Origin of the sequence: Mesobacillus maritimus (genome assembly GCF_044803185.1) — a bacterium.
Taxonomy (GTDB): Bacteria; Bacillota; Bacilli; order Bacillales; family Cytobacillaceae; genus Mesobacillus_B; species Mesobacillus_B maritimus_B.
Genome location: NZ_CP085225.1, coordinates 1,519,940 through 1,532,339 on the forward strand (window position 1 = coordinate 1,519,940; position 12,400 = coordinate 1,532,339).

Consider the following 12,400-nt stretch of genomic DNA (forward strand, 5'->3'; position numbering starts at 1 on the left):
ATAGCTACTTAGATTTTTATAATAGGAGGGATCGACGATGTCAATAAAAAAGAAACTTCCCTTGATTTTCACAACGATGGTTCTGTGTATTGTAATCGCGAATAGTACCTTACACTACTTTCGCTCAAAAGAGAAGTTAGTAGAATACAATGAACGTGAAACAGAATTGATTATCCAGGAAATTTCTTATCAAATTGAAAACTCACGAGAAGGCGCCCTCTATGTGGAAGACATTTTAGGCAGGGAATTGAGAACCGCTTCGATTGCCATCCAAAATGCATTGGCACCTGATTATCAGGATGTCACTAATGAACAGCTGGTAGAACTGGCTGACCAACTAATGGTCTCTCATATTACCTTATTGGCGCAAACGGAAGATGACATCATTGGGGTTCGTTCCTCAGACCCGAATGAAATCAATATGTCTACAAAAGAGTGGCTTTACTGGTACGATGCTTTCCAACAGTTATTTGCCTTAGAGCCGGTAACTGTTGAAGAAGGGTTAGCACTGGAAGGCTATTGGACAGGCCCCATTGAAAAAGCGGCTAGTAATCCGGACCATACCGATAAATGGGGCTATTATTATGACGGGACGACCAATTATATGATCAATCCCTATTTCCGTGATAATCAGGTACTAGAGTACGAGGAGCAATTTGGACCTGGAAATGTCATTGAACGCTTTGAGAAAAATCTAGAAGGCGTTCTTGAACTAACGGTGTTTAATCCGAAGAATTTTGGCCAAGAAACGGAAATGGTTCATAAAAATGGCAATAGTTTTATTCGGATTTCCGATCAACCGATTTGGTATGGCTCTTATGGTTATGAGAATCAAGCCCAAGATGCAAAAATGGTCCAAACGGTTATGAAAGCTGGGGAAACTCGGTCTTATACAGAGCAAGTGAATGGGAAAATGGTGACGAAAACCTTCGTTCCGATTTTTTCGGAACAAGAAGATCCATATGTCATCGGCTTAACGTATGACTATAGCATCATTCAAAATGAACTAGATAATGAATTGCTGCACCACGTGCTTTTAGCCATTCCGTTTATATTATTGGTATTACTGACAAGTCTCGTTTTTTCACGGTCCATTACCAATCCCATTGGCCATATTGTCGAAAGAGTAAATGATATTGCCCGTGGCAATTTTGGAGGCGGTATTGAATTAAACCGGAAAGATGAATTGGGGGACCTCTCAAACAATGTAAATGCTCTATCTAAATCACTACAAAACTATGTGAATGACTTGGAAAAAAGCCAGGAAGTCATTCGCTTCCAAGCTTACCATGACCCGCTCACAGGTTTACTAAACAGAAGGTTTTTCCAAGAGGAGTTGCAGAATCGAATCAATCGTGCACAAGAGACGGGTGAGACCATCGCTGTCCTGTTTATCGATATCGATCGCTTTAAAGATATTAATGATACATTGGGTCATGCGAAAGGCGACCAATTAATCATTTTAATCGCTGAAAGGCTTGAGAACTGTTTATCGAAAGAAAATACTGTTGTAACACGACAAGGTGGGGATGAGTTCATTATTTTAATGAACGAACAAGAGGAAGAGAAAATAATGTCTGTTGCGCGTTCAATTATTACAACGATCAGTCAGCCGTATGTAATCGGTGAAAATGAGGTCAATGTGAATGCGAGCTGTGGCATCGCTTTGTACCCGAAGCATACAGACAATTTAGAGACGCTGATGATTTATGCCGACGGCGCGATGTATGCAGCGAAGAAAGAGAACGGCAATAAAGTAGTTCTTTATAATGAAGAAATTACGAAAGAGAAGAATTATCGGTACCAGGTCGAGGCCCGCTTGAGAAAAGCAATCACGAATGAAAAGATTGAAGTGTATTACCAGCCGAAAATTGATGCTCGTGGAGATGTCCTAACAGGGGTTGAAGCCTTGTTACGCTGGACGGATGAGGAGCTTGGGTTTGTTCAACCAGATGTCTTTATTTCCGTTGCGGAGGAAACTGGGTTGATTCATCGCTTATGGGAAGTTGCCATGAAACAAGCGTGTTGCCAAGTTCGTATTTGGAATGGCAATCGAGAAGTTCCGCTCAACTTAGCTGTCAACTTTTCAGCGAAACAATTCCAGGACCCTGCGGCACTAGTTCGACAGGTAAAAGACTTTCTTAGCGAGTGTCAGCTTGATCCTACCCACTTTGAAGTGGAAATTACCGAAAGCACACTGCTTTATAATATGAATGAAACGATTAAAGCGTTAAAAGAATTACAGGATTATGGCATTTCGGTTTCGATTGACGACTTTGGGACAGGGTATTCCTCAATGAGCTATTTAAAGAATCTGCCGATTAATTGTCTGAAAATTGACCGTTCCTTTATTCAGGATATAAAAGAAAACTATGACAACGCTCAGATTCCAGAGGCGATTATTAATCTCGCCCGAAGCCTCCGTTTGCAAGTGATCGCTGAAGGCGTTGAAGAAGAATATCAAAAAGAATTCCTGATTAAAAATAAATGTTACCAAATGCAAGGCTATCTATTTAGCAAACCATTAAACAGAATTGATTTCGAACAGCAATGGCTATTAAGAGAATAGGGACGGGAAAAAGGCGCATGAATTTTCATGCGCCTTGTATTGATTATAAAGAATAAATGAATGATAAGTAGTGAAATAAAAGGGGTGGGCAGCTCCAGAATAAGGTTGCTTTCTGCCTCGTTTCTTACTGGAGAAACGGGGAACACACGCCCTTTGTGTTGAAAGGACATGGCCAATATGAACCTATGTCCCGTATTCATTCGTTAGCGGGACAATGAACCTGTCCCCTTGTCCCAATCGTTTCTTTTCGGCCATATGCGAAATAATAGAATACGGACATGAATATTGCGAAAAAGGCTAAGGCTAGGTACATGTGTTGGAAGCCGAGGAACGGGATAATGAGTCCTAATACAGCTGGACTTAATCCGTTTGCGGCATCCATCCCGATATAATAGGTCGATGTCGCTAACCCAATCTGCCCAGGTGGTACCATTTTAATGGCTACTGCTTGCGCGGTTGACTGAATATTTCCGTACCCCAGGCCAATGAGGCCAGCTGCTAATAATAGTAGGAAGCTTGTGCTGGCAATACTCAAGACGAACATGCCGGCTGCCAGTATAAAGATACAAGGATACATCACATAATTAGCGCCTTTTGAATCGACTAATTTGCCTGTAATCGGCCGGGAGAACAGAATAGCAAGGGCATAAACGAGGAAAAAGAAACTAGCTGCTTCGACCAGATCGACTTCGGAAGCATAAAGATTAATAAAAGATAAAACACTTCCATAACAAAAGGAGATACCCATAATCACAATGGCAATAGGAATCGCTTTTGGTTCCAAAAATTGCGTCCAGTGTAGTTTTTGATGTCCAGGCTTGTTCTTTACCCTTAGAGTTGGAATGTTTGAAAGTAAAATGAATACAAGCGAGATGAGACCAAGAATGAGACATAGTAAGAAAATCCCAAAGTGATTGGCGTTTTTGGACATCAAGACCCCGATAAACGGACCAATCGCTGCAGCTAAGGTCATGCTCATTGTAAAATAGCCGATTCCTTCCCCTTTGCGAGAATGGGGCAGGACTACAGCAATAATGGTGGCCAATGTGTTTGCGGCGATACCAAAGGTGAATCCGTGAATCAACCGGGTGAGGAATAAAAAGGGAATATTCCATTGAATAAAATAAAGAAAGATACTGGCTATTATGGCGATCAAGCTCATAACCAAAATGAGCTTCGTATTAAAATCATTATATTTACGCCCAATATACAATCGGCCAAAAAGGAGACCAACAATAAAAATCCCTGAAGCAATGCCTGCTTGACCTGTTGAAGCATTAAAGGTTTCCACTGAATAGACCGCAATCGTGACCATTAACAAATAAAAAACCATCGAGATGAAGAAGCTTGCAGATGAAAGCATGATAAAATCTTTCGTCCAAAGCTTTTCTTTTGACTCACTCTTCACGGTAAAAACTCCAATCCATTCATAGTTAATTGCGAAATGATTCACAAAGTACATTCATAACTATACGTTTCTCTTTGACTATTTATTCCAATTACATTAGTCGGAAATTACATGCTATTCTCATAGTATCGATTGCCTGATTACCTTGTCAAACCTTTAGGAGGGAATTTTCCAATTATTTGGTTAGGGAATGTTTTTAAAATATAAAAAAACCAATCTTCTATGTAAAAAAGATCAGTTAATTGATTTCATATAAATTTTTTGTTCTAGAAACTTTCTTTTCATTGCTTTCTACTAAGCTTGCTTCATATCTTTTCGCTTGCCAGTTAACATCTCCGTATTGAGAGTTTGAGTACATTAGAAAGCCTTCTTTAAACAATTCAACTAATTTTTTCATCAGCATAATCTCCCTTCCAACTTATATTATTATTATGGCAGGGTAGTCATATTTTAACAATGTTGGTGAAAACGGGAACATTCGCCAGGAAAACGGAAACATTCCCAATGAAAACGCAAGCAACTCTATTTTTCTCATGATTTCGGCTTTTCTTGTATACAAGAGGGCGATTTATTTGATGCAGGATGAAAGTTGTTTAAAAGTCCTTACAAAGAAACTATAGGAATGAAGAATGCGGGACGAAATTCATATCGTATCATTTGCGACATGCTGTCAGCAATCCAATGTCATTAAATTGTCACTCCTAAAAGATAATATAGGATAATTTTACAATTATACTATAAGGGGTATTCGAGTGGTGTCAGAGTAACTATAGAGGTGATCTAGGGATGAAGCGAATGTTTGGTTTTCTTGGTTTTCTTATTCTTTTATTAGGTGCTCCCCAAGTGGGTTGGGCAGAACAGCCAGTAAAGGAAGAATTCGATTTTACAAACCCTGAGTTTGTGGCAACGGTAGAAATGCTAAATATGGAGGGACATAGCAACGATAATATTGCGAATTGTAATGTGAAACAGTTGTATTATGATGAAGTCGGTGAAATGTTATTTAATAAAGGAATGTCTAAAAATGAAATCATTGATTATTATGTAAAAGAACAAGGGATACAAGCTTTAAATTCACCACCAGCATCGGGCTTTAACCTTAGTCTATGGATTACTCCATTTCTGTTAATAACGTTAGTACTTATATTGTTATATTTTCTCATTAATAGGTGGAAGAAGCATCATTCGACTGCTCCTGTTGTGGAAGCTCTTAACCAATCGGGTGTGGAAGAAGAATTTTACGCTTCTTTAATTGAAGAAGAGCGAAAGAAATATATTTAAATATCAGTTTTACATAAAATAGCGGCCATAATTATTTTAAAAAGCAAAAAGCCCAATTTCTCAGCTATAAAATTGAGAAACTAGGCTTTTTTCATAAAAGGGTCAGGAAGCATGGGGAGCCACCTGTTCCATGCTTTACCTTTATTCATCGGGGCGTGCCTCGTACCGAATACCTCGGCTTCACGATTCAGTCCTAGGCGGGACAATGAACCTGTCCCCTTGTCCGACCGTCGCTCATTTTAATGATGTGATCAGTGTAAGAGAGCATTTCTTCGTCATGGGTAACTAGTAGGGTAGTAATATTTAGTGTTTTCGTTAAATCTCTAATCAACGTCATAACATCATGAGACTTTCTTGAATCTAAACTTGCCGTTGGTTCATCGGCGAAGAGAACTTTAGGTTGATGGATGATGGCGCGGGCAATCGCGACCCGTTGTTTTTCTCCGCCCGACAATGATGAAGGATAAGCATCTTTCCGATGTTCCATTCCGACCAAATTTAAAATTTTATCTACTTCTTGTTTTTGTTCAGTCTTCTTTAGCGTAGATTCAGCAACATCGAGCATGAGCATCAATTGTTCTGCTACGGTTAGAAAAGGAACTAGATGTGCAAATTGAAAGACGAAACCGAATTTGCTTGCACGGATTTTCCGCACTTGTTCTGAACTCATGGTAAGTATATTTTTGCCTTCGAATAGGACGGTTCCATCGGTTGCGGGTTGAAGCCCAGCTGCTATCGTTAGCAGTGTACTTTTACCAGAGCCTGAAGCGCCAACTAATGCTGTGATCTCACCTTCTCTGAGAGAGAGGTTTATTCCTTTTAAAATTTCTTCCTTTACTTGACCATTCGTAATCGTTTTTCTAACTTGATCAACTGTAAAGACGGCCATATTACATCTCTCCTTGTTGAATCGCTTGTAATGGTGCGACTTTTTTTATTTGAATCCCTGACAGGGTTGCTCCAATAAATCCTATCATGAGGAAGACCACCGACAATTGCAGAGTGGTTTCAGTGCTTAAACTAAACGGCATTCCCTTAGGGGCAATCACATGAAAGACTTGGCTTAATGTGACCGATAGAACCAGGGCCAATGATGTAATAACCAACATTTGTGCCCAAATCATGTTAAACAACACACTTGTTTTTACACCTATCGCTTTTAGAATCCCGTAAAGACCCATTTTTTGAACGTTAATCATGTAGAAAAAGATGGCAAACAGCATGCCACTAATCACTATTAAAAACCAGACAATCATATTTAAAGACATTTGCTCGGCGCTGTAACTCGGAATGGTATTGAGAAACTCCTTATTTGAGAAAGATTGTAATCCAGTGAAGGCTTGTGCTGAATCTCCTCCTGGAATGAAAACCAACTGCATTTCTTCGACTCGGTACATCTCTTGGTAATTTTCTAATCTGATAAAGGCAACAGGTGCATGGCTATATTTCTTTTGGTCCACAAACCCTTTTACCACAAACTCGCTGCTGTATTGAGGATTGGTTAAGCTATCCCCAACCTTAATTCCTGCTTGCTCTAGAGAGCGGTCAAGTACAATTTCCCCAGCCTTCACATCCGCAAATAGCTCTGATTCGGTAGCGGTAACAAAGGCAACGCTTCGTTGCTTTCCAGCCTCATCATTGATGAATCCCATTTGTATGGAAAGGGCAACAGCATCTTTTTGTTCTGTGAACATTTTATCTTGAATACTTTTGTCAATTCTCGATAGATTATAAGTTTCCTCAGCCTCTTTATTCATATAAAATTGTCCGGTTGGCAAGTCTTTAATCAATGAAGCATTATCTTGAGATAAGCCATTAGCCAAACCAGAAATCATAAAAGTTAACAAACTAATGAGAAACACGATTGAACCAAGGATTAAAAACCGTACTTTATTTCTTATCATTTCCTTCCATGCCATGTTCATAGAATCTCCTCCAATCTCTTTTGACCTCTTTAGTCTAAAGTTTTAATATGAACGGAGGATGAATAACAAGTTACAATATGTGTGTTGTACGATGCTTTTAAGGGTTTTAACTTTGCTATAATGGCAATTATGTAGCTTATTTTATAGGAGAGTGGAATATGGAAAATAACGTTTTTGAAGAGATGGCCAATAGATATGATACAGAAGAAAGAATGGAATTAGCGAAAGTGATCGTGAGGGAAATAAGACCAGAATTACGCGATTGTAAATTCAAGTCTTTAATTGATTATGGGAGTGGTACAGGTCTAGTTAGTTTAGAATTAACAGATCGAGTCGAATCGGTGTTGTTGGTGGATTCATCAAAGCAAATGCTAGAGGTTGCGGAAGCGAAAATTTCTCACAGGGAAATCACCAACTCAACAGTACTTTATGCAGATTTCACTCAAGGAACGCCTGAACTAAAGGCAGACATCGTTTTACTGTCATTAGTTCTTCTTCATATTCCAGATACGAATAAAATTTTACAAGAATTGTTCAACATCCTAAATGATGGGGGCAAGCTATTGATTGTTGATTTTGACAAAAATGATCAAATCAATCATCCGAAAGTACATAACGGATTTTCGCATGAAGATCTGAAACAAAAATTATCACAAGTTGGATTTAAATCGATTGAAATGAAGACATTCTATCATGGGGAACGGATTTTTATGAATCAAGATGCCTCAATGTTTATAGCTAGTGGTATAAAATAATTTCTTTTCTTATGTATAGACAGTTTTTTTAATAAGACTGTCTACACATAAAATGGTGAATTATTTTTCTTTGTAAAACATGGTGATGAAGAAAAAACACACAAAACTGACAAGCAATGCGACCCCGCCACCTATATATATGACCAGTGTCAATCCTTCTGGAAGGTTAAAAGGTTTCACCATGTATAACCACATGCCTACGGTTAAACCCACAGATCCAATAATAGCGCTCCACACATGGATTTTCGTAAGAATGGTTTGGGAGGTTTGAAAAACCTTGTAGAAAACGGCCCAAGCAAAAAGGCTTAACCACCCAACTACTAAAATATGGGCGTGAACAGCACGGAATGCATAGGAACCAGCACCAGCCATATGTGCTCCAAGTACGGCCCCAATCACCCCAAAGACACCAGCAAATCGTAACAATAGTTGATTATGTCTATTCATATCTAAACTCTCCTCCGAATGGTAATTGAACATCTTTCTAAAATGTACACCTTGAATATGAACGGAGGATGAATAAAAGTTTACAGATATAACTGATGGCCTATAGGTGGGGGGAATAAAAAAAGTGCCAGACAATGCTAATGGGTCATTCCATTAGGCAATATCTGACACCGATAAAGTTAACGACGAGGAAATTTCACAACAAAAGTGGTTCCTTCGTTTTCCTTGCTAGTCACGTTAATTTGACCATCATGCAGGGTAACAATCGTAGCAACGATGGATAAACCAAGTCCCGTTCCTTCAACGTATCGTGTGCGGGCGATATCTGCTCGGTAAAAGCGATCAAATATCCTTTCTTGTTCCTGATGACTCAACCCGATTCCTGTATCCTTAAACGTTACAGTAATCCATTCCTCATTTTTATTAATCGAAATCTCAATGCTGCCATCAGGTTTATTATATTTAATGGCATTCGTTAAAAGATTGTCCCAGACTGTATTCAATAAAGAAGGGTCACCGATGATTTCCGTATCAGGGAGGGAATAACTCAGCATGATCCCTTTTTCATTTATCAACCATTGATGATTTCGAATCAATTCCTTTAATTGCTGGGCAACATTGAATGTTTTTTTCTTTAAAATATCTTCATTACGATCTAGGGAGGCAAGCAGCAATAATTGTTTCGTTAAAGAAGATAGCCGACTTATTTCATCATTGATGACTGAAATGTAGTGTGATTTTTCTATAGAACTCAGTGATTCTTTCTCCAATAGGTTGGTATACCCTTTTATATTAGATAGGGGGGATTGGATATCATGCGAAATGTTGGAGATGAATTCCTTTCGCATCTCATCCGATTGCTCTAATTTACGCGCCATTTGGAAAAAACTTTGCGAGAGTTCGCCTAATTCATCCCGACGATTGCTATCAAGGTCAACATGAAAGTTTCCGGTTGCTAGCGATTTTGTCGCAAGTGTTAATTTAGAGATTGGCTTCACTAAATATTTCGTACTAATCAGTACCAACACGATGCTAATGAAAGTCATTAAAGCTAGTAGCCAGGCAAATAATATCTGCATCTCGTTAAAAAGAAGCTTAATATCAGGTCTGATAAAAAGGGCATAGTTGCTGCCGTTATGCGTCAAGGGGACACCAATCGTATTTTTTAATTCATTGGCAAAAAAGCCTGTCACAAAGGTTTCCTGTGGAAAATGAAGTATTCCATGATAAATTTCACCATTTAGTACTTGCTCTTTGGTGGAAGCCGAGAGCGTTTTATCCCGGAAGGGTGCGCCGAAATAGGATTCATTTCCTGAGCGATCGACCAAGTAAATTTGATAGCCGATGGTTGAAAGATTTTCCAAGTACTCCTTGAAATTGATGTTGTGATGGTCCTCAACAAACGCAGCGATATCTAGTGCGATTTTTGTGTTTTTTTGGTCGTTTTCAGGTTTTAATTTTTGCTGGTAATAGGTATTGGAGATTAAAAAAGCTAAGATTCCACTGGAAACCATGATTCCAATTGAGAACACCACAAATTTTACATAAAGTGACTTCATTGCCGGTTTGTCTCCAATAAATAGCCGACTCTCCTTACAGTCTTAATTTGAAAATCGGTAGTCAATTTTGAAAAACGCTCCCTTAATCTTTTTACATGAACATCTACCGTTCGTTCATCGCCCTCATAATCCAGTCCCCAGACTTGTTCAATTAATTGCTCACGGGAAAATACTTGCATAGGATTAGAAATGAAAAAATACAAGAGCTCGAATTCCTTTAATGGTAAAAGAATCGTGCAATCACCAATTTGAACTTCGTAGCTCTTCTTGTTTACAGTCGTATTGCCTACTCTAACAATCGATTCATCTGGTTGTTTATCGTATCGACGCAGCAAGGCTTTGATTCGAAATAGCAGTTCTTTTGGTTCAAAAGGCTTGACCAGATAGTCATCGGTTCCAGACTGAAAGCCTTGTTCCTTGTCTTCAATTTGATTTTTAGCCGTTAACAAGATGATTGGAATGTCATACTCACGTCGAATCTCCTTCGTTAACGCATAGCCATCCATATAAGGCATCATCACATCGACAACAGCTAAATCACAGGGACTCTTTTTTAAGAGGGTTAACGCCTGTATCCCATCCTTCGCTTGGAATACATTATAGCCTGCTTCAGATAAATGAACCTCTACAAGCTTTAAAATATTTATATCATCATCCACAATTAAAATATTCGTCATTTTTATCCTCCTAAAGGGACAAGGGGACAGGTTCACTGTCCCAATTATTATCAGGTAGTAGTGGGACGAGGGACCTGTCCCTGTGTCTCTACCGGGTGAAATCAATAGCATAGCCGATTGAAGCCGCCAAGAGGGTCGGGACCGTCCAGCCCAGGCCATTTTCATACAAAGGGAGGAAAGAAAGAAAAGTATTTAGTCCGTCAATCTGAAGATTAAAAGAATTTACCACCTCGTAAAACGCAAAAAAGGTTGCGACTGAAACGGAGAAGATATACATCCTTTTACTTTCTCCAAAGAAGTGCTGAAATAGCGATAAGATAACGAGCACAATTGAGATTGGATAGATAAAAACGAGCAATGGTGTGGCAATTTGTAGAATCAAATCAAGGCCAAAGTTCGTAAATAGCAACCCTATTGCAATGAAAATGAATACATACTTTTTATAAGATAAGTTCGGGTGAATCTCATTGAAAAACCGTGCACAGGCGTTAGTAAGGCCAACGGTAGTGGTTAAGCAGGCTAGGATGACAATCATTCCGAATAACACATTCCCGCCATAGCCAAATAACTGCTGAGAGGCTAAAACCAATATTTCTGCTCCATTTTCAAGTGGTCCGTCATGTGGGAGTACGCGACCAATCCAGCTAAGAGATAGATAAACAACGGTCAATCCTACTGCGGCAATAAGGCCAGCATAGACGGTTCCCTGTATTAAGTCCTTTTTCTGTGTGACCCCTTTATCTTTTAATCCATTGATGATGACAATCCCAAAGGCAAGGGCAGCGACAGCATCCATGGTGAAATAGCCTTCTAAAAACCCTTTAAGAAAAGGGGTCGATTGGAACTTCTCAGAGGGTGGTACATCGTTATAAGTATAGGTGAAAAAAGCGCGTACAAATAAGATTGCCAGAACGCCAAGCAAGGCAGGTGTAAGAATCCGGCCAACAAGGTCAATAATTTTTTTTGGGTTGATACTAATTAAATAGGTTAAGCCGAAGAACACGACTGAGAACAATAATAAAGGTAACCGCCCTTCAACATTATACACTTGCATAAAGCCTAACTCGTACGCAACATTCGACGCTCGTGGGATGCCATAAAAGGCCCCAATCGACAGATAAATAACGATGGCAAAAGCCAGACCAAAGACAGGGTGAACGCGTTCACCAATGGATAAAAGTCCATTATTGGATAAGGAAACAGAAATAATGGTCAAAAAAGGCAAGAAGACTGCCGTTAAAATAAATCCAGCAATCGCGGCAACAAAATGGGTGCCTGATTCCATCCCTAGATAAGGCGGAAAAATTAAATTACCTGCTCCAAAAAATAAAGAAAAGAGCATAAATCCTGAAAACAATACTTTCTTTCTACTCACTTTTAACACTCCCTAATTCTTAGCGAAGACATCTATTACAATCGTCTTAAATATAAATAAAACCCTAAACCTTCATATCAACTACTATGGTGTCTATTATTTCATGATCACCCTTTCCTTATTTTGTTACATAAAAAAACTCGCCCCTAAACAGGGACGAGTTTGTACTCGCGATACCACCCATATTCCGGATGTTTCATAAAAACAATCCGGCGCTCAGTCAACGTACTATCATACGTGCTCCATGTAACGGTGGAAATCCGTCAAAGCTTACTAATTTCAGCTTTGCATCTCGGAGATGATTTTCGGATAAGGTTTGCTCATCGACTTTCACCAAACGTCGACTCTCTGTCGAACAGGGTCTTATCTTACTCTTTCTCGTCATTGACGTTAAATGATTCACT

11 protein-coding genes and 1 other annotated feature are annotated in these 12,400 nt (G+C 39.2%); of the genes, 3 read left to right on the top strand and 8 right to left on the bottom strand.

Going from position 1 to position 12,400, the window contains the following annotated elements; translation table 11 throughout:
• Positions 1–37: 37 nt before the first annotated feature.
• Positions 38–2,569 (top strand): putative bifunctional diguanylate cyclase/phosphodiesterase, encoded by a 2,532-nt coding sequence (locus LG336_RS07315; RefSeq protein ID WP_404331914.1) that lies wholly within the window; start codon positions 38–40, stop codon positions 2,567–2,569.
• Between the two features lie 196 nt (positions 2,570–2,765).
• On the opposite strand, the gene LG336_RS07320 is transcribed toward LG336_RS07315, so the two are convergent.
• Both LG336_RS07320 and LG336_RS07325 read right to left on the bottom strand, forming a co-directional pair.
• Positions 2,766–3,977: an MFS transporter gene (locus tag LG336_RS07320; RefSeq protein ID WP_404331915.1), complete on the bottom strand. Its 1,212-nt coding sequence runs from the start codon at positions 3,975–3,977 to the stop codon at positions 2,766–2,768.
• A gap of 238 nt (positions 3,978–4,215) precedes the next feature.
• Positions 4,216–4,374 (bottom strand): hypothetical protein, encoded by a 159-nt coding sequence (locus tag LG336_RS07325; RefSeq protein ID WP_404331916.1) that lies wholly within the window; start codon positions 4,372–4,374, stop codon positions 4,216–4,218.
• Between the two features lie 389 nt (positions 4,375–4,763).
• On the opposite strand from LG336_RS07325, the gene LG336_RS07330 reads away from it, so the two are divergent.
• Positions 4,764–5,258 carry a cytochrome c-type biogenesis protein CcmH gene (locus LG336_RS07330; protein WP_404331917.1) on the top strand — a complete coding sequence of 165 codons (495 nt, stop codon included), beginning with the start codon at positions 4,764–4,766 and terminating at the stop codon, positions 5,256–5,258.
• A gap of 193 nt (positions 5,259–5,451) precedes the next feature.
• On the opposite strand, the gene LG336_RS07335 is transcribed toward LG336_RS07330, so the two are convergent.
• Together LG336_RS07335 and LG336_RS07340 are read right to left on the bottom strand one after the other, a co-directional pair.
• On the bottom strand, positions 5,452–6,147 hold the full coding sequence (locus LG336_RS07335; RefSeq protein ID WP_404331918.1) for an ABC transporter ATP-binding protein: 696 nt from the start codon (positions 6,145–6,147) through the stop codon (positions 5,452–5,454).
• A gap of 1 nt (position 6,148) precedes the next feature.
• The gene (locus LG336_RS07340; RefSeq protein ID WP_404331919.1) at positions 6,149–7,183 is read right to left on the bottom strand and encodes an ABC transporter permease; all 1,035 of its coding nucleotides are present in this window, start codon (positions 7,181–7,183) and stop codon (positions 6,149–6,151) included.
• Between the two features lie 158 nt (positions 7,184–7,341).
• On the opposite strand from LG336_RS07340, the gene LG336_RS07345 reads away from it, so the two are divergent.
• Entirely contained in the window at positions 7,342–7,938 is a 597-nt protein-coding gene (locus LG336_RS07345; protein WP_404331920.1) for a class I SAM-dependent methyltransferase, read from the top strand.
• Between the two features lie 60 nt (positions 7,939–7,998).
• Here LG336_RS07345 and LG336_RS07350 read toward each other — a convergent pair whose 3' ends face one another.
• The 4 genes from LG336_RS07350 to brnQ all read right to left on the bottom strand — a co-directional run bounded on the left by LG336_RS07350 (position 7,999) and on the right by brnQ (position 11,996).
• Positions 7,999–8,385: a hypothetical protein gene (locus LG336_RS07350; protein ID WP_404331921.1), complete on the bottom strand. Its 387-nt coding sequence runs from the start codon at positions 8,383–8,385 to the stop codon at positions 7,999–8,001.
• Between the two features lie 179 nt (positions 8,386–8,564).
• Positions 8,565–9,944 carry a sensor histidine kinase gene (locus tag LG336_RS07355; RefSeq protein ID WP_404331922.1) on the bottom strand — a complete coding sequence of 460 codons (1,380 nt, stop codon included), beginning with the start codon at positions 9,942–9,944 and terminating at the stop codon, positions 8,565–8,567.
• Positions 9,941–10,621: a response regulator transcription factor gene (locus LG336_RS07360; protein WP_404331923.1), complete on the bottom strand. Its 681-nt coding sequence runs from the start codon at positions 10,619–10,621 to the stop codon at positions 9,941–9,943. The genes LG336_RS07355 and LG336_RS07360 overlap by 4 nt, the downstream gene beginning before the upstream one ends.
• 88 nt (positions 10,622–10,709) lie before the next feature.
• Positions 10,710–11,996, bottom strand: a complete 1,287-nt coding sequence (gene brnQ / locus LG336_RS07365; RefSeq protein WP_404331924.1) for a branched-chain amino acid transport system II carrier protein — start codon at positions 11,994–11,996, stop codon at positions 10,710–10,712.
• 149 nt (positions 11,997–12,145) lie between these two features.
• Positions 12,146–12,390: a binding site (T-box leader), on the bottom strand.
• Between the last annotated feature and the right edge of the window lie 10 nt (positions 12,391–12,400).

What these genes read in the sequence shown, in the direction of transcription:
- LG336_RS07360 (WP_404331923.1), bottom strand. Translation starts at nt 10,621, where the DNA reads ATGACGAATATTTTAATTGTGGATGATGATATAAATATTTTAAAGCTT.
- LG336_RS07355 (WP_404331922.1), bottom strand. Translation starts at nt 9,944, where the DNA reads ATGAAGTCACTTTATGTAAAATTTGTGGTGTTCTCAATTGGAATCATG.
- LG336_RS07330 (WP_404331917.1), top strand. Translation starts at nt 4,764, where the DNA reads ATGAAGCGAATGTTTGGTTTTCTTGGTTTTCTTATTCTTTTATTAGGT.
- LG336_RS07345 (WP_404331920.1), top strand. Translation starts at nt 7,342, where the DNA reads ATGGAAAATAACGTTTTTGAAGAGATGGCCAATAGATATGATACAGAA.
- LG336_RS07315 (WP_404331914.1), top strand. Translation starts at nt 38, where the DNA reads ATGTCAATAAAAAAGAAACTTCCCTTGATTTTCACAACGATGGTTCTG.
- LG336_RS07325 (WP_404331916.1), bottom strand. Translation starts at nt 4,374, where the DNA reads ATGAAAAAATTAGTTGAATTGTTTAAAGAAGGCTTTCTAATGTACTCA.
- LG336_RS07340 (WP_404331919.1), bottom strand. Translation starts at nt 7,183, where the DNA reads ATGAACATGGCATGGAAGGAAATGATAAGAAATAAAGTACGGTTTTTA.
- LG336_RS07335 (WP_404331918.1), bottom strand. Translation starts at nt 6,147, where the DNA reads ATGGCCGTCTTTACAGTTGATCAAGTTAGAAAAACGATTACGAATGGT.
- LG336_RS07350 (WP_404331921.1), bottom strand. Translation starts at nt 8,385, where the DNA reads ATGAATAGACATAATCAACTATTGTTACGATTTGCTGGTGTCTTTGGG.